This window comes from Pigmentiphaga sp. MLSB6-MA01, assembly GCF_058793475.1.
Window position 1 is genome coordinate 630,929 of the sequence record NZ_JBXAFV010000001.1, and the last position, 23,115, is coordinate 654,043.

At 67.4% G+C, this 23,115-nt stretch carries 22 protein-coding genes and 1 other RNA gene; 8 read left to right on the forward strand and 15 right to left on the reverse strand.

The features are described 5' to 3' along the window. Positions 1–21: 21 nt before the first annotated feature. Entirely contained in the window at positions 22–348 is a 327-nt protein-coding gene (locus AC1Q6E_RS03040; RefSeq protein ID WP_152793814.1) for a c-type cytochrome, read from the reverse strand. Between the two features lie 204 nt (positions 349–552). On the opposite strand from AC1Q6E_RS03040, the gene lgt reads away from it, so the two are divergent. Next, positions 553–1,335 carry a prolipoprotein diacylglyceryl transferase gene (gene lgt / locus AC1Q6E_RS03045; RefSeq protein WP_152793815.1) on the forward strand — a complete coding sequence of 261 codons (783 nt, stop codon included), beginning with the start codon at positions 553–555 and terminating at the stop codon, positions 1,333–1,335. Between the two features lie 30 nt (positions 1,336–1,365). On the opposite strand, the gene AC1Q6E_RS03050 is transcribed toward lgt, so the two are convergent. The 8 genes from AC1Q6E_RS03050 to AC1Q6E_RS03085 form a co-directional block, all read right to left on the reverse strand. Next, positions 1,366–2,106 (reverse strand): SIMPL domain-containing protein, encoded by a 741-nt coding sequence (locus tag AC1Q6E_RS03050; RefSeq protein ID WP_492572168.1) that lies wholly within the window; start codon positions 2,104–2,106, stop codon positions 1,366–1,368. A gap of 69 nt (positions 2,107–2,175) precedes the next feature. After that, a complete protein-coding gene (locus AC1Q6E_RS03055) occupies positions 2,176–2,997 on the reverse strand; it encodes a sulfite exporter TauE/SafE family protein (RefSeq protein WP_152793816.1) in 822 nt (273 codons plus the stop codon). Between the two features lie 286 nt (positions 2,998–3,283). After that, positions 3,284–3,464, reverse strand: a non-coding RNA gene (ssrS, locus tag AC1Q6E_RS03060) — 6S RNA. A gap of 52 nt (positions 3,465–3,516) precedes the next feature. Next, the gene (locus AC1Q6E_RS03065) at positions 3,517–3,819 is read right to left on the reverse strand and encodes a cell division protein ZapA (RefSeq protein WP_087837239.1); all 303 of its coding nucleotides are present in this window, start codon (positions 3,817–3,819) and stop codon (positions 3,517–3,519) included. Continuing rightward, positions 3,806–4,108 (reverse strand): coiled-coil domain-containing protein, encoded by a 303-nt coding sequence (locus tag AC1Q6E_RS03070; RefSeq protein ID WP_152793817.1) that lies wholly within the window; start codon positions 4,106–4,108, stop codon positions 3,806–3,808. Before AC1Q6E_RS03070 ends, AC1Q6E_RS03065 begins: the two co-directional genes overlap by 14 nt. Before the next feature lie 125 nt (positions 4,109–4,233). Beyond that, a complete protein-coding gene (gene panC / locus AC1Q6E_RS03075) occupies positions 4,234–5,076 on the reverse strand; it encodes a pantoate--beta-alanine ligase (RefSeq protein WP_152793818.1) in 843 nt (280 codons plus the stop codon). A 67-nt stretch (positions 5,077–5,143) separates the two neighbouring features. Further along, complete coding sequence (locus AC1Q6E_RS03080; RefSeq protein WP_152793819.1) at positions 5,144–6,025, reverse strand: segregation and condensation protein A; 882 nt, start codon at positions 6,023–6,025, stop codon at positions 5,144–5,146. An 11-nt stretch (positions 6,026–6,036) separates the two neighbouring features. Next, a complete protein-coding gene (locus AC1Q6E_RS03085; RefSeq protein WP_152793820.1) occupies positions 6,037–6,228 on the reverse strand; it encodes a DUF3460 family protein in 192 nt (63 codons plus the stop codon). A gap of 263 nt (positions 6,229–6,491) precedes the next feature. Between AC1Q6E_RS03085 and AC1Q6E_RS03090 the strand changes: the two genes are divergently transcribed. After that, a complete protein-coding gene (locus tag AC1Q6E_RS03090; RefSeq protein WP_152793821.1) occupies positions 6,492–6,746 on the forward strand; it encodes a DUF6356 family protein in 255 nt (84 codons plus the stop codon). Between the two features lie 48 nt (positions 6,747–6,794). On the opposite strand, the gene metG is transcribed toward AC1Q6E_RS03090, so the two are convergent. Then, positions 6,795–8,858: a methionine--tRNA ligase gene (metG, locus tag AC1Q6E_RS03095; protein ID WP_492572169.1), complete on the reverse strand. Its 2,064-nt coding sequence runs from the start codon at positions 8,856–8,858 to the stop codon at positions 6,795–6,797. Positions 8,859–8,992: 134 nt separating this feature from the next. Between metG and AC1Q6E_RS03100 the strand changes: the two genes are divergently transcribed. Next, entirely contained in the window at positions 8,993–9,325 is a 333-nt protein-coding gene (locus AC1Q6E_RS03100; protein ID WP_152793823.1) for a thioredoxin family protein, read from the forward strand. An 11-nt stretch (positions 9,326–9,336) separates the two neighbouring features. Here the strand turns inward: AC1Q6E_RS03100 and AC1Q6E_RS03105 are convergent, their stop codons facing one another. After that, positions 9,337–10,245 (reverse strand): LysR family transcriptional regulator, encoded by a 909-nt coding sequence (locus AC1Q6E_RS03105; protein ID WP_296560505.1) that lies wholly within the window; start codon positions 10,243–10,245, stop codon positions 9,337–9,339. 60 nt (positions 10,246–10,305) lie between these two features. Here AC1Q6E_RS03105 and AC1Q6E_RS03110 point away from each other — a divergent pair, with 60 nt between their 5' ends. Together AC1Q6E_RS03110 and AC1Q6E_RS03115 are read left to right on the forward strand one after the other, a co-directional pair. Continuing rightward, positions 10,306–11,385 (forward strand): 4-oxalomesaconate tautomerase, encoded by a 1,080-nt coding sequence (locus AC1Q6E_RS03110; RefSeq protein ID WP_152793825.1) that lies wholly within the window; start codon positions 10,306–10,308, stop codon positions 11,383–11,385. A gap of 94 nt (positions 11,386–11,479) precedes the next feature. Then, positions 11,480–12,460 (forward strand): Bug family tripartite tricarboxylate transporter substrate binding protein, encoded by a 981-nt coding sequence (locus AC1Q6E_RS03115; protein WP_152793826.1) that lies wholly within the window; start codon positions 11,480–11,482, stop codon positions 12,458–12,460. 271 nt (positions 12,461–12,731) lie between these two features. Here the strand turns inward: AC1Q6E_RS03115 and AC1Q6E_RS03120 are convergent, their stop codons facing one another. Together AC1Q6E_RS03120 and AC1Q6E_RS03125 are read right to left on the reverse strand one after the other, a co-directional pair. Beyond that, on the reverse strand, positions 12,732–13,058 hold the full coding sequence (locus AC1Q6E_RS03120; protein ID WP_152793827.1) for a hypothetical protein: 327 nt from the start codon (positions 13,056–13,058) through the stop codon (positions 12,732–12,734). 122 nt (positions 13,059–13,180) lie between these two features. After that, complete coding sequence (locus tag AC1Q6E_RS03125; RefSeq protein ID WP_152793828.1) at positions 13,181–14,494, reverse strand: hemolysin family protein; 1,314 nt, start codon at positions 14,492–14,494, stop codon at positions 13,181–13,183. 273 nt (positions 14,495–14,767) lie between these two features. On the opposite strand from AC1Q6E_RS03125, the gene AC1Q6E_RS03130 reads away from it, so the two are divergent. Genes AC1Q6E_RS03130 through AC1Q6E_RS03140 form a run of 3 tightly spaced genes read left to right on the forward strand, consistent with a single transcriptional unit; the run spans position 14,768 to position 20,831 of the window. Next, positions 14,768–14,890, forward strand: a complete 123-nt coding sequence (locus tag AC1Q6E_RS03130) for a hypothetical protein (RefSeq protein WP_492572170.1) — start codon at positions 14,768–14,770, stop codon at positions 14,888–14,890. Next, complete coding sequence (locus tag AC1Q6E_RS03135; RefSeq protein WP_152793829.1) at positions 14,890–16,731, forward strand: BamA/TamA family outer membrane protein; 1,842 nt, start codon at positions 14,890–14,892, stop codon at positions 16,729–16,731. Before AC1Q6E_RS03130 ends, AC1Q6E_RS03135 begins: the two co-directional genes overlap by 1 nt. Further along, positions 16,728–20,831, forward strand: coding sequence for a translocation/assembly module TamB domain-containing protein (locus AC1Q6E_RS03140; RefSeq protein WP_492572171.1), 4,104 nt, complete (start codon positions 16,728–16,730; stop codon positions 20,829–20,831). The genes AC1Q6E_RS03135 and AC1Q6E_RS03140 overlap by 4 nt, the downstream gene beginning before the upstream one ends. Positions 20,832–20,869: 38 nt before the next feature. Here the strand turns inward: AC1Q6E_RS03140 and fahA are convergent, their stop codons facing one another. After that, the gene (gene fahA, locus AC1Q6E_RS03145) at positions 20,870–22,138 is read right to left on the reverse strand and encodes a fumarylacetoacetase (RefSeq protein ID WP_492572172.1); all 1,269 of its coding nucleotides are present in this window, start codon (positions 22,136–22,138) and stop codon (positions 20,870–20,872) included. A gap of 15 nt (positions 22,139–22,153) precedes the next feature. Next, positions 22,154–23,107 carry a Bug family tripartite tricarboxylate transporter substrate binding protein gene (locus tag AC1Q6E_RS03150; RefSeq protein WP_492572173.1) on the reverse strand — a complete coding sequence of 318 codons (954 nt, stop codon included), beginning with the start codon at positions 23,105–23,107 and terminating at the stop codon, positions 22,154–22,156. Positions 23,108–23,115 lie beyond the last annotated feature (8 nt).

Genomic DNA, 23,115 nt, shown 5'->3' on the forward strand with positions numbered 1-23,115 from the left:
CGCCGGTCCGGGCGGGGCGCGTCAGTTCTTCAGGGTCAGGATCCACTGAGCCAGCTTGCGCGCCTCGTCGTCGCTGACGGCATTCTGGGCGGGCATGGGAATGGCGCCCCACTTGCGAAAACTGCCCTTGCGGATAGAGGCGACCAGTTTGTCGGCCGCGTCGGTGTCCGAGGCATAGCGTGCCGCCACGCTCTGGTAGGAGGGACCGACGCGCTTGGCGGCGACGTCGTGGCAGGCCATACAGTTCTTGGCCTTGGCAAGATCGAGCCCCGTGGTCTGCGCTCCGGCGGTCGTGTGCAGGGCGGCCAGTGCCACCAATGCGCCCAGGCTGAGGGAACGAATGGACATGAAGGTTCTCCGTGATGCTGCGCGATGCGCGTACTTCTCGACGGGGCAGAGTATATACAACCGGATCCGGCGGACACCGGATCCGGGCACGACTGCGTCGATCTGTCACAGGGGCCCGGGGCAAGGGGCGTTATGATCGCCACTGTTCGACAGACACCGTGGCCGGGCTGGCGCCCGGCCTTTCCTTGAAAGGCGCGCGCAAACATGTTGGTTCACCCGCAGTTTTCTCCCATCGCGTTCGAGATCGGACCCCTGGCGGTGCGTTGGTATGGACTCATGTACCTGGTCGCGTTCGTCCTGGCCTGGACGCTGGGTCGCTGGCGCATCCGCCACGGCAAGACCGCGCTCACGACGCGCGACCTGGACGATCTCCTGTTCTACTGCGTGCTGGGGGTCGTGCTGGGCGGGCGCCTGGGCTATGTCCTGTTCTACAAGCCAGGCTATTACCTGTCGCATCCCCTCGAGATCTTCGCGGTCTGGCAGGGCGGCATGTCGTTCCACGGCGGACTGCTGGGCGTGCTGCTGGTGATGGCGCTGTTCGCGCGGCGGCGTGGATTCCGCTTCCTGCAACTGGGCGATTTCGTCGCGACGCTGGTGCCGCTGGGATTGGCGGCCGGCCGCCTGGGCAATTTCATCAATGGCGAATTGTGGGGTCGGGCGACGACGGTGCCCTGGGGCATGGTGTTCCCGCAGGCGGGTGACGGCGTCGCCCGCCATCCTTCGCAACTTTATGAAGTCGGCCTGGAAGGTCTGGCCCTGTTCGCGGTGGTCTGGCTGTTCGCCAGCAAGCCCCGGCCGATGGGCCAGGTCAGCGGCGTGTTCCTGATGGGCTATGGATTCTTCCGCTTCATGGTGGAGTACACGCGGGAGCCGGACAGCTTCCTGGGCATCCTGGCGGGGGGGTTGAGCATGGGGCAGTGGCTGTCGCTGCCCATGGTGCTGGTGGGGCTGGCCCTGTTCGTCTGGGCGCGCCGGCCGGCGGCCTGAGCCGCCGGGCCTGCGGGGCGCGGACGATGGCTATTGCAGATAGACCGTGCCGCGTACCGAGACCGACACCGAGGACTTGCCGCCTTCCAGCGGCAGGTCGGCCGCCTTGGCTTCCATGGCGGGAGCCGCCATCGCGTAGGCGCGCGGCATGGGCGTGACCGTGCCGCTGCCGCTCAGATCGAGCTGCTTCACCGCATAACCCGTGAATCCGAAGGCCTTGGCGGCCTGGGTCGCCCGCGTGGTGAAGGCCTTGGCCGCTTCGGCCAGCAGGCGCTGCTCCTCGGCCTCGCGCGCCTCGCGCGACAGCGAGAACGACACGTTCGATACCGCCATCTGGCGGCTCAGTTCGCCGGCCAGCTTGGAGGCGGCGCCGAAGTCCCTGGATTCCAGGATCAGTTCCGCGCGTCCGCGCCAGGTGGTGATGCGGCCGTTGCGGTCGGTATTGGCCCAGACGTTGTAGTTGCCGCTGCGCGCGGTGACCGCTGTGTTGCGCTTGGCCTCGGCCAGCGTGGTCTCGAGCAACTGGTTGAGTTGCTGCGACAGCTTGGCCTGGTCGCTGCCCTCGATTTCGTTGGCCAGCGTGATGGTCACCTTGTCCTGCGCCACTTCCGACGTGGCGGCGGCCGACAGCGATAGCGTTGGCCGGTCGGGCCTGGCGGTGTCCGGCGCGGCCTGGGCGACGGCGAGGGACGACATCGCTGCCGAGACGGCCAATGCCGCGCCGCACAGGGCGCGGCGCATCGTGGGGGCGAGGGAGGGGCGGTAAGCCATGGTGTGAGTCCTTGTTCTGATTGATGGAAGGGCTGACCACGTGCGCCGCGACCCGGACCGCGACGCTCGTCAGGCTCCCGTCAGCGCGGTGACGGCCTTGTATAGCATATAGGCCGCCAGCAGCATCAACAGGTAGGCAAAGATCCGCTTCAGCGAGCGTACCGGCAGCTTGTGCGCGGTATGGGCACCCACCGGCGCCAGCAGCACGCTGGAAATGATCAGCACGATCAGCCCCGGCCAATAGACATACCCGAGCATGCCGGGTTGCCCGCTGGGATGCTGCATGCCTGACCAGATGTAACCTGCGGTATTGGCCAGCGCGATGGGGAAACCCAGCGCCGCCGAGGTGGCCACGGCGTTGTGCAGCGGGACGTTGCACCAGGTCATGAAAGGGACGGAAACAAAACCGCCGCCGGCGCCGACGAGCCCCGACAGGAAGCCGATGCCGGTTCCCGCCGCCGAGGTGCCCAGCGTGCCCGGCATCTGGCGGCTGGGCTTGGGCTTCTTGTCCAGCAGCATCTGGATGGCCGAATACCCCACGAACACCGCGAATACCAGCGCCAGCCAGCCGGTCTTGAGCGTCGAGAACACCGCCCCGCCGGCAAGCAGCCCGCCGATCACCAGCCCGGGCGCGAAGCGCGCCACGATCTCCCACCGCACCGCGCCGCGCTTGTGGTGCGCACGCACGCTGGAAATCGACGTGAACAGAATGGACGCCATCGACGTCGCGATCGCCGCGTGTACCACCAGCTCAGGCGGCAGGCGCTGCCAGGTGAACAACATGGTCAGGAAAGGCACCATGATCATGCCCCCGCCTATGCCGAGCAGCCCCGCGGCAAAGCCGGTGCAGGCCCCGAGTACGAGCAATGCGACGATGAATAAGGGATCCATAGTTGAAGTCTTGACGATAGTTGGTAAATCGGTGGACGCGTCTCTTCTCCCCAAGACCCGCCCTTCGTTCTAGTTCTGGCACCGAAAAAACTACCCCGGCAATGCTTGGTCGATTCCAGGCAAGCCGGCATTGACGAACGCCGCCCCCCGCCAGCCTGGTGGTACCCCAGGATGCGGTGGATCCGGCTTCGCCGGTCCACCCGCATCGCCCCCTGGGGGGCGCGCGTCAGCGCGTAGGGGGGGCCAAAAAAAACCCGGAGCATAACGTATATGCTCCGGGTCGGATAGGATCCCCGCCTGTGTCGCTAGGCCGGCATCTTGAACCGTGGTTCAAGGTGGTCGCGGTCAGCCGCGCTTCGGGTTCGTCTGACGGAGAGACGATCACACCCGCGGGCAATTTCCACAACCTCATGCCATCAGCATGGGTCCAAGAAATATAAGGCCAAACACGAGCACGGCAGGGAAGACTGATCATACGCGTTTGTGCCGCACCGAAAAGTACCGCACAAACATCAAAACTCAAAACAACTTTTCTTGGGCCCCCAGGGCTGCATCGACCATGCGATGCATGTCTTCGATTTTACGCTTGTAGTCGCCGACTGCAAGTCGAGAGTCGGGAGAATTTGCATTCATCAGCTCGGCGGCCAATTGCAGCGCCGCCATCACCGCGATGCGCTCGGTGCCCGCCACTTTCCCTCCGGCCTTGATGCGCTGCATGGCGCGATCAACCATGGTGGCCGCGGTCAGCAGCGCCTCTTTTTCCGAGGGTTCGCAAGCCAGCGGATAATCCTTGCCGAGGATCGTGACGTCAAGACGTTCCATATAGACTCCGAGCGCCCGGATCGGCGCCTTCTGCACCAAGTGAGGAAGCGTTGTCCGGCGCATCGGCGTCGCCCTCGACCGCCTCGGCCGGCTCTTCGCCGCCGGGCAGGCGCGCCAGCACGCCCTCGACCCGCGATTGTGCGGCGGCCAGCGTATCGCGCAGCGCGCGGATGTGCGAATCACGTTGGGCGAGGCTCTTGCCCAGCGCCGCGTTTTCGTCGCGCAGGCTTTGCGTCAGTTCGGTGAGCTGGCGTATGCGGCTGGCGAGAAGGTCGAGATCTTCGATCATGGGCGTATCGTAAACCATCCAGTGCCGAAAATTGTAGCGAACGGCGAGCAGCCGGAAACCCGGCCGCACGCCGCTGTATCAATTGTTTGCAAGCCTCTCAATCGCGGCCGGATGGCGGGGCCCGGCTACAGCTCCAGGTTGTCGATCAGCCGTGTCGCGCCGAGCTTGGCGGCGGCCAGCGCCACGAGCGGTTCGCCGCCTTCGACTTCCTCGCGGGAGGGCGGCAGCAGGTCGCGCTGGCGCCGCACCGAAATGTAATCGACCTTCCAGCCGCGTCCGTCCAGCGTGGCGGTGGCCTCGCGCTCGAGCGCGGCGGCGTCGTGGTTGCCGCTGCGCAGGTCGGCCTGCACGCGGCGCAGCGTGGCATACAGCTGCGGCGCTTCGGCGCGCTGGTCCGCGCTGAGGTAGCCGTTGCGCGAGGACAGGGCGAGGCCGTCGTCCGCGCGTATGGTTTCCTGCGGCACGATCTCGATCGGCAACTGGAACTGCCGGCACATGGCCCGTACCACCATCAATTGCTGATAGTCCTTCTTTCCGAACACGGCCACGCGCGGCTGCACACAGGAAAGGAGCTTGAGCACGACGGTCGAGACGCCGGCGAAGAAACCCGGGCGGAATTCGCCTTCCAGGATGCCGCCCAGGTCGTCGGGCGGCTGGACGCGGAAGTTCTGCGGTTCGGGGTACATCTCGCGCTCGTCGGGCGCGAACAGCACGTAGACGTTGCGGTCGCGCTCGAGCTTCTCGATGTCGGCGGGCAGCGTGCGCGGATAGCGGTCGAAGTCTTCGTTGGGGCCGAATTGCAGGCGATTGACGAAGATGCTGGCGACGACCGGGTCGCCGTGCTGGCGAGCGGTCTTCATCAAGGCGAGGTGGCCCTCGTGCAGGTTGCCCATCGTGGGAACGAACGAGACCCGGAGCTGACCGCGCAATTGATCGCGCAATTCTTCGATGGTGTGAACGACCTTCATGGCGTTGGATTCGGTAGGGTGGGCTTGGAGACCGGGGAGGCGGACGGCGGGGCCGCGCGCCGGGGCCTCAGTGAGTATGGACGGAAGTGAAGGCCAGGCGCACGTAGATCGGCGCATACGGCTCGGCCTGGGTGATCTCGAGCAGCGATTCGCGGGCCAGTTCCAGCATGGCGATGAAGTGCACCACGATCACCGGCACGCCGGCGCCGTCCTGCACGCGTTCCATGAAGAGTTCGGTGAACTCCATGTAGCGCACGTTCTGCAGCCGGCGCAGGATCTGGCTCATATGATCGCGCACGGACAGTTCCTCGCGCGAGATGTGGTGGTGCGCATTGAGCTTGGCGCGCTTGACGATGTCGGCCCACGCGTCGCGCAGTTCCCCGACGTCGACGTCGGGCAGCCGGCGCACGGTGGTCTGTTCCAGCAGCACCTGGGCACGCACGAAATCCCGTCCCAATTGCGGCAACTGGTCCAGCCGTTGCGCCGCGAGCTTCATCTGTTCGTATTCGAGCAGGCGCCGGACCAGTTCGGCACGCGGATCCTCGACGTCTTCATCGGTATCCGCCTTGCGCACGGGCAGCAGCATGCGCGACTTGATCTCGATCAGCAGCGCCGCCATGAGCAGGTACTCGGCGGCCAGTTCGAGGTTGTGCTCGCGGATCTGGTCGACGTACGACAGGTACTGGCGCGTGACTTCCGCCATGGGGATGTCGAGGACGTTGAAGTTCTGCTTGCGGATCAGGTAAAGCAGCAGGTCGAGCGGTCCCTCGAACGTTTCGAGGAATACCTCGAGCGCGTCGGGGGGGATGTACAGGTCTTGGGGCAGGGCGAACAGCGGCTCGCCGTAGAGCCGGGCGATCGCGACGCCGTCGACGATATCGGGGGTGCTGTCGACCGCGGGTTCAGCCAATGCTGCCAGCCCGTCGTTGGGGGGCGGGGAAGAGCCCATGCCGGCGATGATCAGTCTTCAGTCTGATAGACATAGGGCTTCTGCGGCACCGTCCCGGCCTTGAAACCTTCGACAAGTTCCGGATCGATGGTCTTGTCCCACAGGCGCGCGCGGCCCTCCTTCTGCTCGCTTTCGAGGTTGGGGCGCTGCTGCTTCAGATCCTGCAGGAAACGGGTGATCTCGGATTCGTAATTCTTGGCCATGACTAACCTTTGTTCTGGCATGCCGTGCCGCCGGCGCGTGAAGTCCGCCGTCGGGACGTTTTGTGCTCCCGGGAGTTTACTGCACGCCGGGCCGCCACGCCGGCCGCGCGGGGTGTTTGCGGGGGTTGGTGGAATTTTCTCTATTTTTGTGGAAATGGGAAAAATATTTCTCAAAAATCACGGATAGAGGCGTAAGTTTGCAGAAATTTTGCGAGGTGGTATTGATAAAGTATCCGCAGTTTCCCTAACTTTCTGACATTCCCATGAGCAAATGGTCGTTCACTTCGCATCCTTCGTCCGTGGGTGAGACGTACTTCGAACATCTCGCCGCGTCGTGGGGATTCGCGTTCCGCATGCTGATGGGGGGGCTGGCGGCCCTGGTCCATGGCCTGTTCCCGTTCCTGTGCGTGCGCACCGGTTCGTCCATCATCACGAAACTGAACGACAAGATGGTGGTGAACCGGGTCAAGCCCGGCCACGTGCCGGCCGGTCAGCCGTCGCAGGTCCGGGCGCGCTAGGGACGGCGGTAGCCGTCCCCCCGGCGATGGCGCGGGCCGCCGCGCCGGTTACCGTACGCGCATGCCAGGCTGGGCGCCCGCCACGGGCTCCAGCACATAGATGCCGGGCAGCGCTTTCTCATCGGCGTGGCTGGCGGCCAGCACCATGCCCTCGGAGATGCCGAACTTCATCTTGCGCGGCGCGAGGTTGGCCACCAGCACGGTCAGCTTGCCGATCAGGTCTTCCGGCTTGTAGGACGACTTGATGCCGGAGAACACATTGCGGGTGCGGCCTTCGCCGGCATCCAGCGTCAGCCGCAGCAGCTTGTCCGACCCTTCCACGTATTCGCAATTGACGATCCTGGCGATGCGCAGGTCGATCTTGGCGAAGTCGTCGATGGTGATCGTGGGCGCGATTTCCTCGCCGCCGGGCGTGGGCGCCGCGGGTGCCGGCGCGGCGGGCGCTTCCAGCAACGCGTCGAGCAGCTTGGGATCGACCCGCTGCGCGAGGTGCTTGTAGGGCGCGATGCGCTGCGGCGGCACGACCACGTCGCGCCATTCGAAATCGCGTCCCAGGCCGAACAGTTCGTGCGCCACGCGCCGCGTCAGCGCGGGCAGGACCGGTGCCAGCATGACCGACAGCGCCTTGAAGCCGATCATGGTGCGCGAGCAGATCTCGTGCAGTTCGCGCTTCTTGTCCGCGTCGTCCAGTTGCTTGGCGAGCACCCAGGGCTGGGCCGCGTCGAAGGACTGGTTGATGCGGTCGGCGGTGGCCATGATCTCGCGGATGGCCTTGCCGAACTCGCGCGCCTCGAAGGCGTTGCGCACGAGGGTGGCCGAGGCGTTGAGCTCGTTCTCGAGTTCGATGGGCGTCCCGCCGTCAAAGCAGAGCTGTCCGTCGAAATGCTTGATCAGGAAGTTCGAGGCGCGGCTGGCGATGTTGACGTACTTGCCGACCAGGTCGCTGTTGACGCGCGCGATGAAGTCCTCGGGGTTGAAGTCCATGTCCTCGACGTGGGCGTTGAGCTTGGCGGCGATGTAGTAGCGCAGCCACTCCGGGTTCATGCCGAGATCGAGGTAGCGCAGCGGCGAGATGCCGGTGCCGCGGCTCTTGGACATCTTCTCGCCGCTGACGGTGATGAAGCCATGGACGTTCAGGCCGTCCGGCGTCTTGCGCTGGGCGAAATGCAGCATCGCGGGCCAGAACAGGGCGTGGAAATAGACGATGTCCTTGCCGATGAAATGGTACTGCTCGGTGTCGGACTGCGGATCGAGCAGCGCGTCGAAGTCCAGGCCCGTCTTCTTGCAATAGGCCTTCAGCGAGGCCAGGTAGCCCACCGGCGCGTCGAGCCAGACGTAGAAATACTTGCCCGGCGCATCGGGGATCTCGATGCCGAAGTACGGCGCGTCGCGCGAGATGTCCCAGTCCGCCAGCCTGCCTTCCTCGCCCAGCCATTCGCGGGTCTTGGCATAGACCTCGGGCTGGAGGCGCGGCGTGCCGTTGCCGTTGACGCTGCCGGTCCATTCCTGCAGGAACGCGTAGCAGCGCGGATCCGACAGCTTGAAGAAGAAGTGTTCCGAGCTTTTCAGGACGGGCGTGGCGCCGGTCAGGGTGGAGTACGGGTTGCGCAGGTCGGTGGGGGCATAGACCGCCCCGCAGACTTCGCAGGCGTCGCCGTACTGGTCCTTGGCCCCGCATTTGGGGCATTCGCCCTTGATGTAGCGGTCGGCCAGGAACATGCCCTTGACCGGGTCGTAGAACTGCTCGATGGTGCGGGTCTCGATCAGGCCGGCGTCGCGCAGCTTCAGGTAGATTCCGCTCGACAGCTCGGTGTTCTCGTCGGTGTCGGTGGAGTGCCAGTGGTCGAACGCGATGTGGAAGCCCTGGAGGTACTTGGGGCGTTCCGCGGCGATGCGGGCGACGAGTTCGCGCGGCGTGATGCCTTCGCTTTCCGCCTTGAGCATGATGGGCGCGCCATGAGCGTCGTCGGCGCACACGAAGTGGACCGTATGGCCTTGCATGCGCAGGTTGCGGACCCAGATGTCGGCCTGGATGTACTCCATGATGTGGCCGATGTGGAAGGATCCGTTGGCGTAGGGCAGGGCGGTGGTGACGAAGAGTGTGCGCGACATGGGGCGGAAACGAGGGGCGATGAAAGTATCGAATGGGGGATTTTAGCCGTTGGGACGGCGGATGGCCGGGCACGGGGCTTTGTCCGTGCCGCCCGGCCGCCGTTTTTGCCATACTGGGCGCACAGGAGGCATCCATGTCCATGAATACCGTTTATGCCGCCGGGGAGCCCGCCCGGACCGAGGTCGACGCCCTGGGCGGGCCCACGGTGCTGGAGTTCGGCGCGCCCTGGTGCGGGCATTGCCTGGCGGCCCAGCCGCTGATCGAGGCCGCTTTCGACGGGCATCCGAAGGTGCGGCACCTCAAGGTCGAGGATGGCAAGGGCCGGCCGCTGGGGCGCTCGTTCGGGGTGAAGCTGTGGCCCACGCTCGTGTTCCTGGACGAGGGACGCGAAGTGGCGCGCCTGGTGCGCCCCGGCCAGGCGGCGCAGATACGCGACGCGCTGGCCTTGATCGATCCGCCGGCCTGAGGCGGGAACCGTCAGGCGCGCGCCGCGCGACCGGCGTTCCGGAGCATGTCGTAGAGCAGGTTGGCGGCGGGGGAAAGTGGCCGTCCGTGCTTGGAGATCAGGCCCAGGGTACGGCTGACGCGGGGTTGGGAAAGCGGAATGCCGACCAGGGTCGCGTGCGTGGTCAAGGGCAGGGCCAGTTGCGGAACGGCGGCCACGCCCAGGCCGGCCTCGACCATGCCCAGCAGCGTCAGGATGTGGCTGACCTCGATGGCGGTCTGCGAGCGCTTGCCGCTCTTGGCCAGCGCCGCCTCGATCAGCAGGCGGTTGCCGCTGCCCTTGTCGACGGTCATGACGCGTTCCCGGGCCAGATCCTCCCAGGTGACCGATTTGCGCCGGGCCAGCGGGTGATCCTTGCGCGCCGCCAGCACGAAGTTTTCCTTGAAGATGGCCTTGAAGTCGACTTCGGTCTCCTGGGTGCCGATGAAGTTCACGCCGAAATCGGCCCGGCCGGAGATGACGGCGTTGAGGACGGTGTTGGCGCCTTCGTCGATGACGCGCACGCGGATGCGGGGGTGCTTGGCGGTGAAATCGCGCAGTACCGAGGGCAGGAAGTAGTACGCCACCGACGGCACGCAGGCCACCGTGACGAGGCCGCTCAACTGCGCCGCGAGGTCGCTCACGCCCAGCATGGCGCTTTCCAGTTCGTCCAGCGCGGCGCGCGAGCGTTCCAGGAACACACGCCCCACATTGGTGAGCGAAACGTGCCTGGTGGTGCGGTCGAGCAGGCGCACGCCCAGGATGGCTTCGAGCTTCTCGATGCGCCGGCTGAGGGCGGGTTGCGACAGATGCAGGTCGTCGGCGGCCGCGCGGAAGCTGGAGCGTTCCGCGACCGCGACGAATGCCTGCAATTCCTGGAGATCGAAACTAATGCGTGCCATGCATCAAATTATATAAAAAATGCAATTTACTAATGCACAATCGGAGTGCATCATTTCGTCATGCAAAAAGTCATACCTTGTGTACTCATGCGGGGAGGTACGTCCCGCGGCCCCTATTTTCGCGCCGAATGGCTGCCGCAGGACGTGGCCAAACGTGACCAGGTGCTGTTGGCGGCCATGGGGTCGCCGCACGAACTGCAGATCGACGGACTGGGAGGCGCCAACACCCTGACCAGCAAAGTCGCCATCGTGTCGCCTTCGACGCGGCCCGGTTGCGATGTCGATTACCTGTTCGCGCAGGTATCGGTCGACCGCGCCCTGGTCGATACCCGTCCCAACTGCGGCAACATGCTGTCCGGCGTCGGTCCGTTCGCGATCGACCAGGGCCTGGTCGCCGCCAGCGACGGCGAGACCCGTGTGCGCATCTACAATGTGAACACGAATTCGACCATCGATGCCGTGGTGCAGACGCCCGGCGGCAAGACCGAATACGAAGGCGATGCCCGCATCGACGGCGTCCCGGGCACCGGCGCGCCGATCCGGCTGAACTTCCTGGATGCCTGGGGCTCGGTCACGGGCAAGGTGTTTCCCACGGGCAACACCCAGGACGTCATCGATGGCGTGCCGGTCACGTGCATCGACGCGGCCATGCCGCTGATGATCGTGCGGGCCTCGCTGCTGGGCGTGAAGGGCGACGAGACGGCCATCGAACTGGATGCCGACACGGCCATGCTCGAACGGCTGGAGGCCCTGCGCCTCGAAGCCGGCCGGCGCATGGGCCTGGGCGACGTCACGGACAGCGTCATCCCCAAGCCGGTGCTGGTCAGCGCGTCGGCGGATGCGGATACGGTGGTGTCGCGGTATTTCACGCCGCACAAGTGCCACCGCTCGCATGCCGTCACCGGCGCGATCGGCGTGGCGACCGCCTTCGTGACTCCGGGCACGGTGGCGTTCGAGCTGGGCGCGCCTCGCGCGGCCGGCATGCATCGCATCGCCGTGGCGCATCCCTCGGGACGCATCGAGGTCGATGTCGAATTGCGCGGCACGGCGCCTTCGATCGAAGTGTGCGGTGCCGGCCTGATTCGCACAGCCCGGAAAATCATGGAAGGGCAGCTTTACATTCCCGCCCGCTTTTTTTAGGACCGCGTCATCCGCCACCGGACGTCTTCATCGAACGTCTGGCGGAAGTCGCTCATGCTTCGGTAGATCCGAAGAACCAAACGGAGACCCCTTTATGCAAGCCTCGTTCCGACTGCCGGCGATTGCCGCTGGAGTGACCGCTGCCGCGCTGTCCCTGGGCGCCATCAACGTCCAGGCCGCCTGGCCCGATCGTCCCATCACCATCGTCGTTCCCACCGCTCCCGGCGGCGGCAACGACGCGTTCGCGCGCGTCATCGCCCAGAAGATGGGCGACAGCCTCAAGCAGAGCGTCGTGGTCGTCAACAAGGCCGGCGCGCAGGGCGCGATCGGCAGCGAGTACGTCGCGCGCGCGCCGGCGGATGGCTACACCATCCTGTTCGGCTACATCGCCACGCACGGCATCAACCCCGCGCTGCAGAAACTGCGCTACGACCCGGTCAAGGACTTCAAGCCCATCGGCCTGCTGGCCAGCTCGCCCACGCTGCTGGTCGTGTCCTCGGCCTCCGGCATCACCTCGGTCAAGGACCTGATCGAAAAGTCCAAGAAGGATCCCAAGGGCCTGAGCTACGCGTCGGCGGGCGCCGGCACCGCGCCGCACGTCACGGCCGAGCTGTTCAAGATGGTGACGGGCGCCAACATGCTGCACGTGCCGTACAAGGGCTCGGCGCCGGCGATGACCGACACGCTGGCCGGCACGACGCAAGTCATGTTCCCCAGCCTGTTCAGCGCCTATCCGCACCTGGCCTCGGGCCGGATCAAGGCCCTGGCCCTGGCCGGCGACAAGCGTTCCGACGTCCTGAAGGACGTGCCGACGCTGGAAGAACTGGGCGTCAAGGGCGTGAGCGTGCCCCAGTGGTATGCGCTGTTCGCGCCGGCCGGCACCGACGACGCCATCGTCGACCGCCTGAACAAGGAACTCAACAGCGCGCTGCGCGACCCCGAGGTGATCGCCAAGTTCAAGGAACAGGGCGCCGAGACGATGAGCAGCACGCCGCAAGAACTGGGCAACTTCGTGAAGGCGGAAGTGGCCCGCTGGAAGAAGGTGGTGGACGCGGCGAAGATCACCGCTGAATGAGATTCCCCGACGCCCTGCGGGCGTCCCGATGCGGGTGGGCCGGCGGAGCCGGATTCCCCTGCATCCAGGGGTAGCGACGGGCTGGCGGGGGAGTAGAGATACCGACTGTCAGCGGTCCGGCGCCAAGAAAAAAATGGCCTCGCTTTTTGAAAGCGAGGCCATTTCGTTTCCTGGCGCCCCTTGACCGGGTGCCGCGGATCCGGTCTTGCCGGTCCGCAAGCGGGGCTCTCTTGAGGGAGAGTGGCCGCGTGGGGCGGGCCAGCCCAGCGCCTCAGTGCGTCGAGGGAGGCATCACGTCTCGCACTTCCACGTCGACGATGTCGCTGCGCTTCATGCGGTTGGCATAGCCGCTGGTGGATCGGGCGGGGGCCGCCGCTGCGGCGCCGCCTCCGGCGTTCTCGCCGAAGCCCCAGCGGGTCTGGGAGCGTTTCCAGTAGGTGTTGGCGACGAACGGCTTGCCGCGCAACTTGGCCACGACGTAGACGATGGTGAGGGCGACCGCGGTCGAGGCGAGGAGGATGGCCGCCATGATCATGCCGACCAGGGCGATGCCCGCCACGAAGGCGGTGCGTAGCAATTTGGCGATGGTGTCAGTCATAGAGAGTGCGTCGGGCGGGAGCGGCCCGGGAGCGGGCGGTCAAAGCGTTTGGTCGGCCGCGGGGTTGGAAAAGTTCCCGATTCTTGGGGCTTGCCCTACAAATGGGGATGTCCGCGGCGGGTTCAATAGGGTTCTTCCGGAGTCTCGGTGGGTTCGATGTGGCTGGCGATGACCTTGTCGATGCGTTTGCCATCCATATCGACCACTTCGAAGTTCCAGCCCGCCCAGTCGACCTGCTCGCCGGTGTGCGGGATGCGGCCCAGCAGCAGCATCAGCATGCCGGACAGCGTATGGTAAGTGCCCGAATCGCCTTCGGGTAGATGTTGCAAACCCAGCATATCCTCCATTTCGTGCACGTCGAGCAGGCCATCGAGCAGCCAGGAGCCGTCCTCGCGCTGAACGGCCGAGGGTTCCTCGGGGGCCGTGGAGGTGTGGAATTCTCCCACGATGGCTTCCAGTACGTCGCGCAGGGTCACCAGGCCCTGCACATCGCCGTACTCGTCCACCACCAGCGCGGTCTGGGTATGCGAGTCGCGGAAGTTCTGGACGAGCTCGGTGCCGGTCAGTGTTTCGGGCACGTAGAGCACCGGGCTCAGCCGGCCGGAGAGGTCGAGCGGCTCGCCCGCCATGAGCTGGGCGAGCAGGTCCTTGGCCCGCACGAAGCCGATCACATCCGACAGGTCCCCGCGTACGAGGGGAAAGCGGGAGTAGTGCGAGCTTTCGATTTTTGCCCGGGAGACCTCGAGCGGCGCGTTGATGTCCAGATAGACGATGTCGGAGCGCGGCACCATGAGCGAGGACAGGCGCCGCTCGTCCAGCCGGAAGACGTTGCGCACCATCTGCTGCTCGGCATGTTCGAAGATGCCCGCCGTGGCCCCCTGGGCCATCAGCACCTGGATTTCTTCCTCGGTGACGAGCTGGTCGTTGTTGTCCTTGGCGCCCATGAGCTTGAGCACCGTGTCGGTGGCCAGCGACAGCAGCTTGACGAAGGGGGTGGCGATCCACGAGAGGACGCGCATGGGCGCGGCGATCAGGCCGGCGATGGTTTCCGCGTGCATCTGTCCGAGCCGCTTGGGAACCAGTTCGCCGATGATGATCGACATCAGGGTGATGACGATGATCACCAGCGTCAGCGCGATGGCGCTGGCCGCGTCCGCCAGCGCCGGGAAGGTGTCGCGGATGGCTTCGGCCAGGGGCTTGGCGAGGGCGCCTTCGCCCACGATGCCGGTCATGATGCCGATCGAGGTGATGCCGATCTGGACGGTGGAGAGGAAGCGCGTGGGGTGTTCGGCCAGTTCGAGGGCGGCGCGGGCCTTGGCGTCGCCTTCGTCGGCGCGCTGTTGCAGGCGGGATTTGCGGGCGGTGACGACGGCGATCTCGCTCATGGCGAAAATGCCGTTGGCGACGAACAAAATCAGAAGTAAGCCAATTTCCATTTTTCCAGGCGGGTCGGTCAGGCGTGCATTCCCCCTTTTGTTTGGAAAACGCTTGTAACGCCAGCGAAACCGGTCTTATTTGACCGAATTTCCCCTGCCTACTGTTGTGAAGACCCCGTAGCATAGCCGAGGATGGCCGTATTCCAAATGAGCAATGCTACTTACGGGGGGCCATACGCCTTGTAAACACTTCGAAACAATCGCCGGCGCGCGGTCGCGGAAGACGCGCGCGATCCGCTATGCTTGGGGTTGAATCAACACGGCGGAAGCGTCATGAGTTTGTCAGTCGAACGGGCCTTCGCGGCCGTGCATGCCATGATCGATCTTCTTTCGGGCGCCGGCGTGGCCGGCGTCTTGGTTGCCAGCGGAACCGTATTGCCTGCCCCGCGGACGTGATGCGCCTGCCTTTCGCGCCTGTCTTCCTGTGCGCCTTGCTGGCCCAGCCCGTGTTCGCGGCGCGGCCCGAGATCACCATCGACCCCGGCGGGTTGTCCGCGGGGGCGCTGGAAGCCGTGACGCACGCCGTGGACAGCATGGCCGACATGGCCGACGACCAGGACGGCGGCGAGGGCATACGCCTGCGGCGGCGCGCCCGCGAAGCCACGCTGGATGCCCTGGCCACCGAAGGCTATTTTTCGCCTCAGGTCCAGCTCGAGGCCGGGACCGACGTGGCCGGCCCGACCTGGGACATCACCATCGTCCCGGGCGAACGCACGATCGTCGAGACCGTGGACATTTCCTTTCTTGGCGCCATATCCGGTCCGGAGTTCGAGGAGCGCGTCGCCCTGTTGCGCAAGGACTGGGGACTGAAGGAAGGCAGTCCTTTTCGCAATGACGAATGGGAAACGGCCAAGCGCAACCTGCTGGACAAGGCCTCCGAGCGGGATTTCCCGGTGGCCCGCCTGGTCGATACGGCGGCGGACGTGGACGCCGACCGCGCGCGGGTCGTCCTGCAGGTCAAGCTCGACAGCGGGCCGGCCGTGCGCCTGGCGGGTGTCGAGGTGCGGGGCCTGAAGCGCGTGCCCCAGGGGGTGGTCGAGCGCTATGTCCGTATCCGTCCGGGCGAACCCTATGACCGCGACCGCATGGTCGACTGGCAGCAGACGCTCCAGTCTTCGCCGTTCTTCTCGGGCGCGACGCTGGACATCGATCGCAAGGGCATCGCGCCCAGCCATGAAGAGGACCCCGCCCTGATGCCCAAGGGGCTGGAGCCGGACCAGACGCGCACCGAGCAGGCCTACCAGGGCCCCAGCCACCTGACGCTGCCGGTGATGGCCGACGTGGTCGAGTCGCGTCCCCGCCGCATGAGCGTCGCGCTGGGCGTGGATGACGAGGCCGGCGCGCGCATCGAGACCGTCTACCGGCAGAACGTGGTCCTGGGCCAGCCGGTGGAGCTCGAGACCGGGCTGCGGCTGGACCGCCTGCGCAAGTTCGGTTATGCCGACATCCATCTCGCGCCCAACGAGAACGGCTTTCGCGACAGCTTCGGTGTGCTGGCGCAGGACTCGGACGTGCAGGGCCTGCACGTGCGGCGGCTGGCGGTGGGGGCGATCCGCGCCAAGACCTATCCCGCCGGCTTCCAGAGCCGTGTCGAGTACGAGACCCGCTATGGCGCGCGACTCGCGCACGAAATGACCGACATCGACGGCTACAACTCCTTCACCACCAACACGGCCACGGCCACCGCCGAGATCATCCGCCGCGACGTCAACGACAAGTACGATCCGCGCGAAGGCACGCTGTTCGCGCTGGGCGCCGGCGCGGGTACCGCGCTCGACGCCAGCAATCATTTCAACCGGCTGACCGCGCGCGGCCAGTTCTGGTGGTCGCCCTCCAAGCGCGACGTCGTCACGGTGCGCGGCGAGATCGGCCGGCTGTGGGCGCAGGACATCAATCGCGTGCCGGACGATTTCTCGTTCCGTACCGGCGGAGCGCGCTCGATCCGGGGCTACCGCTACCTGGGACTGGGGCGGCAGGTGGGCAACGCCGTGCTGGGCGATGCCGTGCTGTTCGTCGCCAGCGTCGAGGCCACGCGCTATTTCGACGACCGGCTGGGCGGCGCGGTGTTCGTCGACACCGGCAACGTCGCATCGAGTTTCTCGGACATGAAGCTGGCCACAGGCGTGGGCGCGGGCCTGCGGGTCCGCACGCCGGCGGGGCCGCTCAGCGTGGACCTGGCCTACGCGCTGCGCGATAAGAACATCCGCCTGCACTTTTCCCTGGGGATCGCATTTTGAACGGGCCCGCCACTCCTCCTCCCAAGCCCGCTCCGCGCCGCCGCCGCTGGCCGTGGGCCGTGGCCGGCGTCTTCGCGCTGGGTGTGGCCGCGGTGGCCGGCGCGGGCGCATGGATCGCGTCCTCGGCCAGCGGCGCGGCCTGGGCCGTGCGCACAGGCGTGCAGTTGGCGGGCGGGTCCGTGCGGCTGGAGGGCGTGCGCGGCTCGCTGCTGGGCGGGCTGGACATCGACACGCTGGAGCTGCGGCTGCCGACGGTGGATGCCGATCTGGAGAAGCTGCGCCTGGACGTCCGGTGGCGTGCGCTGCGCGGCGCGCGGCTGCATGTGTCCGAGTTGTCGGCGCGGCGGGCCAGGCTGAACCTGCGGCCGTCCGACGAGCCCGGCACGCCGCTGGCCTCGCTGCGGCTGCCGCTTGCCATCGACGTGGACAAGCTGGGGCTGGGCACGCTGGACATCGAGATGGACGGCGAGCGGCTGCCCGCCAGTTTCGACGGCATCGACCTGCGCGCGACGTCATCGGGCGCCGAGCACCGGATCCTCTTGGCCAACCTGCACGTGGCGGCGCCGCAGGCCGAGGCGACACTGCGGGGCGAGGCTACCGTCGGCGCCGATGCGCCGTTCCCCGTGAAGCTGGCGCTGCACGCCGGGGGCCGCCAGGCGGCGCATGCGTTCGACCTGGGCGCCTCGGCCACCGGGTCGCTGGAGCGGCTGGCCTTCACGGTGAAGGGCGATGGCGCGGGCGTGGATGTGAATGCCGAAGGGCAGGCGGCGCTGCTGGAAGGGTTTCCGCTGCGCGGGCTCAAGCTGCAACTGCGTGGCATCGATCCCTCGGCGTGGGTGCCCGGCGCGCCGTCCGCCAACCTGGGCCTGACCGCCGATCTGGCGGTGGCCGAGGGTGCCGCGCCGGCGCTGCTGCAAGGCCCCTTCGCGCTGACCAATTCCACGCCGCGCCCCCTGGACAAGGACGGCGTACCGGTGGCCGCTGTCTCCGGACAATTGAGCGCGCCGGTCGAGACCTTCGACGCGCTGGACATCGCCGGGCTGGCGATCGAGTTCGCCGGAGGCGGGCGCCTGGCGGGGCAGGTGGCGTGGCGCCGCGATGCCTCGGCCGGCGATGCGGGGCGCGTGCAGGGCCGCCTGCAGGCCATTGGCGTCGATGCGTCGCGGCTGCACGGCGCGGCGATGCCGACGAAGCTGGCGGGGACGCTGGCCTTCTCGGCCGACACGGCTGTCCAATCGCTGACCGCGGACCTGTCCGACCGGTCGGGCAAGGTGCCGCTGACGCTCAAGCTCGAGGCCGGTATCCGCGACCAGGTCGTTCACCTGCCGCAATTTGCGCTGGCCGCCGGCGAAGCGCGTGCCAGTGGCAAGGGCGAACTGCAACTGGACGAGCCCCGCCGTTTTGCCGCCGAGCTGCGGCTGGAGCGTTTCGATCCCGGCCACTGGGTGCGCAGCGATGTCCTGCCACCGGCGCAGGTTTCGGCGCGGGCCGAGGTCAAGGGCGCGCTGCTGCCCGAGCCGGGCGGGACGGTGCAGTTGCGCATCGAGGATGGCAGCCGCTGGAACGGGCAGCCCCTGGGCGGGCATGGCGACCTGGTTTTCGCGGGCATGCGTGTCACGCGCGCGGATGCCGCGCTGAGCGCCGGCAGCAACCGGCTGACGGCCAAGGGCGCGTTCGGCCGCCCGGGCGACAAGCTGGATTTCGACCTGGACGCGCCGCGGCTGCAGGCCCTGTCGTCGCTGTTGAACGGGCGCCTGTCCGCGCGTGGCTCGTTGGGCGAAACGCTGGATGCGCCGGTGCTGGACATGACGCTGGATGCGGGCGACCTGCAGTTGCCCGGTGGCGTGCGCGTCGGCAAGATCCAGGGGCGCACGAGCCTGGGCGGGTCTCCGGTCAACGGCAAGCGCCCGCAGGGCGGGTTCGCGGCCGCGCCGGCCGACGTCGACCTGCGCATCGAGAAAGTGGCCGTATCCAGCGCCCCGCAAGCCACCATGAGCCATGCGGCCTTGCGCCTGCAAGGCACGATGGCGCGGCACGAGGGGACGGTCGACGCCGAGTTCGTGCCCGCCGACCGGTCGGCGCCGGCCACGCTGGCGATCCGCTTCGACGGCGGCTGGGGCCCGGGCAAGGAGCGGGGCGCGCCGCCCGGGTGGCGGGGCAGGGTGGCGCAGTTCGAGCTTGCCCGCGCGCCGCTGGGCATGTCGCTGGAGGCGCCGGTGGACCTGAGCTACGTGCCGGCGGCGGTGGCGCCGCAATGGCAGTGGGAAGCCGGTTCCGCCGGAATCGCGCTGCGCCTGCCGGGGGGGCAGACCGGAAGGCTGGTCAATGACGGGACGCGCGGCGGAGGCGGCCGCTGGGAATCGCGCGGGCGTGCGCAGGGGCTGGCCTGGGCGCCGGAGATCCTGCTGGAGGCCCTGGGCGGCAAACCCATTCCGCGTGAGCGCATCGTCGTGCTGGATGCCGACTGGGACATGCGTTTCGCCGGTTCGCTGCAAGGGACGGCGAACATCCGCCGCCGCAGCGGCGACCTGTGGGTGCCGGGCACGCCGCCGCTGGCGTTGGGCCTGCGCACCCTGGAGGCGAGTGTGCGCGCGACGCCGGACGGCAATGCGGGCCATAGCCGCGTCGTCCTGCAAGCCGTCGTCGACGGCGAACGCGTGGGCAGCGTGCGGGTGGACGGCGAAGCCGGCGTCGTTGCCCGAGACGGCGCGATCGGCCTCGATCGCGACCGCCCGGCCCAGTTGGAAGCCCAGGTCGACCTGAAGGACCTGAGCTGGGTCAGCCTGTTCGTGGGCGACAGCGTCGAGGTGGGCGGCAAGGTGGCGGGCTCGGCGCGCGTGACCCAGTCCGGCGGCCAGTGGCATGCCTCCGGCGGCCTCCAGGGGGAGGGCATCCGGCTCGTGCGGCTGGACGACGGGCTGAGGCTGCTGGACGGTACGCTGAAGGCGACGCTGGAGGATGACCGCATCGTGCTGGAGTCCCTGCGTTTTCCCAGCGTGATCCGCGTCAATCCACGCGACTCGCGGGTGCAGCAGTGGATCAAGAACGAGAGCCAGGGCGGGTGGATGGAGATCAGCGCCGATTGGCGGCTGTCGCAAGCCTCGGGCCACGCGACCCTCAAGGCCGAGCGCTTCCCCGCCATCCAGCGCGCCGATCGCTTCGTGGCCGGATCGGGGCGGGTGGACATGGACATCATCCCGGACCGCATGCGCATCGCCGGCCTGTTCGAGGCCGACACCGGCTGGGTCGACATGGGCACCCAGGCGCCCGCCAAGCTGTCGGACGACGTGTACGTGCGCCGCACCGGCGAGGAACGGCAGAAGAAGACGCTGGGCATCGCCATCGACGTGGGCGCCAAGCTGGGCGAACGTTTCTACCTGCGGGGCTATGGCCTGGACACGGGCATCACCGGCGATCTGCGCATCGTCGGCATGGTGGGGGCCTTGTCCTCGAGCGGCACGGTGCGCACGCGCGGGGGTCGTTTCAATGCCTATGGCCAGACGCTGACGGTGCGCCGCGGCGTGCTGACCTTCCAGGGACCGATCGACGATCCCTTGCTCGACGTCGTGGCGGTGCGCGTCGGTCCGCGCGTGGAAGCGGGCGTGCGTATCAGCGGCACGGCGCGCCGGCCCCGCATCGCGCTGGTTTCCACGCCCGAGGTCAGCGACGTGGAAAAACTCTCGTGGCTGCTGCTGGGACGGGGCCCCGACGAAGGCGGGGGCGGTGCCGACGCCACGCTGCTCTTGAGCGCGGCGACGTCGCTGCTGGGGCCGCAGGGCAGCGAGCCGATCTCGCGCCAACTGGGCCTGGACGAGATAGGCGTGCGGTCGGGCAACGTGGGCAGCAGCCGGGGCCTGCTGCCGGATCGCACGGTGGCGGGCGACAGTACCGCGTCGGCCTACAACCTGTCGAACAACCAGTTCCTGGTGGTAGGCAAGCGCCTGTCCGACCGGATCTACGCCAGCTTCGAGCAGGCGCTGTCCGGCCGCGACGGCGTGGTCAAGCTCAGCTACCGCCTGAGCAATCGCCTATCGGCCGTGGCCAAGGGGGGCACGCTGAATGGCCTGGACCTGCTCTATTTCGTGCTGTTCGACGACTGACGAAAGCGCGAGGGCCCGTTGCCGGGCCCTCGCATCGTTCAGGGGATGGCCGGCAGCACCCGTCCCCGTACGCTGCCGAATCCCACGCGCAGCGCGCCGCGGCGGGCGTGGCCGCGAATCACGACCTGGTCGCCGTCCTGCAGGAAGGCGCGCGTGGCGCCGTCGGGCAGGGCCAGCGGCCGTTTGCCGTTCTCGGTCAGCTCCAGCAGGCAGCCCCGCGCCTCGGGATCCGGTCCGCTGATGGTGCCCGAGCCCATCAGGTCGCCGGTGCGCAGGTTGCAGCCGCTGCTGGTGTGGTGCGCGAGCTGCTGCGCCATGGTCCAGTACAGGTGCCGGAAGTTGCTGCGCGCGATGGTCGTGGACACGCCGTCCGGCGTGCCGAGTTCGACCGACAGCTCGATGTCGTAGGCGTGGCGATCGCCTTCGCGCAGATAGGGCAGCGGCACGGGATCCTGCGGCGGCGCATCGACGCGGAAGGGCTGGAGGGCGTCCAGCGTGACCACCCACGGCGAGATCGACGTGGCGAACGCCTTGGCCTGGAAAGGGCCCAGGGGAACGTATTCCCAGCGCTGGACGTCGCGCGCGCTCCAGTCGTTCATCAGCACCATCCCGAAGATGCGTCCGGCCGCCGCATCGGGATCCAGCCGGCTGCCCAGGGCCGTGCCCGGTCCCACGAAGAAGGCCGTCTCTAGCTCGAAGTCCAGCTGGCGGCAGGGCCCCCACTCGGGCGCGCCGCCCGCGACGGGGAGCTGCCCCATGGGACGGCGCACGTCGTGCCCGGACAGCACGACCGAACTGGCCCGGCCGTTGTAGCCGATGGGCAGGTGCTTCCAGTTGGGGGTGAGCGCATTGGCCGGATCCCGGAACAGCTTGCCTACGTTGGTGGCGTGGTCCTCCGACGAGTAGAAGTCGGTATAGGACGCGATCTCGAACGGCAGGTGCAGTGTGCACTCGTCCATGGGTACCAGGGCGTGGGCGCGCAGTCCGGCATCGTCGCGCAGGCGAGCGTCCGAACCGGACAGCAGCGCCGCCAGGCGGGCCCGGACCGCGCTCCACGTCGGCCGGCCGGCGGCGGCGAAGGCGTTCAGGCTGCCCTGGCCGAACAGCGGCGGACCCGAGGGCGTGGGCAGGAGTCCCGCGCGCTCCAGCGCGTGCAGGTCCACCACCCACGCGCCCAGCGCGGTGCCGGCGCGGGTGCCGCCGTGGGGCGTGGAGAAAATGCCGTAGGGCAGGTTCTGGATGGGGAAGTCGCTGTCGGGCTCGACGTCGATGAAGGCGCGCAGCGACGCATCGATGATCTCGTACATGGCGGCGATACCCGGTCAGCTGCCGGTGTTCAAGAGACCGAGCGACTGGATCAGCGCGCGGTTGGTCTCGTTGTCGCTGGCGAGCCGGCTGGCGAAGGTGGCGCTGTCGAGGTAATTGACCTGCTGGTACAGCTGGCCCGCGGCCTTCTGGAACTCGCTCTTTTCCGTGGCGGCGTGGCAGGCCTGCTGGAGTTTGTCGCGCGCGGCCTGCGGGACGCCCTGGCTGACGTACAGGCCATTGCGGGCGATGACCGCGTGCTTGATGCCGAATTCGGTGATGGCGGGGACCTCGGGCAGGCCGGGCAGGCGCTTGTCGCCGTACACCGCCAGGATGCGCAGGTCCTTGCCCACCACCGACGAGACACCCAGCGCGCCGAAGTCGATATGGCCGCCCAGCAGTTGGGGAATGACCTGGGCATCGCCGCGGAAAGCGATTTCGTTGAAGCTCACGCTGGAGGACTTGGCCAGGTTGGCCGTGGCCAGGTGCGGCACCGATCCCGGGCCGGCATGACCGTAGGACAGCTTGCCCGGCTCTTGGCGCGCCTTGTCCAGCAATTCCTTGACGCTGTGGATGGGCGAGTCCTTGCGCACGGCGATGACGAAGGGGTTCTCGAAGATCTGGCAGATCGGCGCGATGCTGTCGGGCTGGTAGGGCAGGCGGCCCATCAGGAAGGGGGCCTGGGTCAAGGGCGACGAGGGCGAGAACAGCACCGTGTAGCCGTCGGGACGCGCCGAGGCCACGGCCGCCACGCCTATGGTGCCGCCCGCGCCGTCGCGGTTGTTGACGACGATCTGCGTGGACAGGATCTCGGACAGTTCACGGCCGAACGCGCGCGCCATGACATCCACGCTGCCGCCCGCCGAGTACGGGACGATGAGTTCGACCGGGCGCGACGGGTAGGTCTGGGCGGCGGCCGGGCCGCACATGGCGGCCAGGATCGGGACGAGCAGGATCTTCTTGAACGACATGCTTGGTC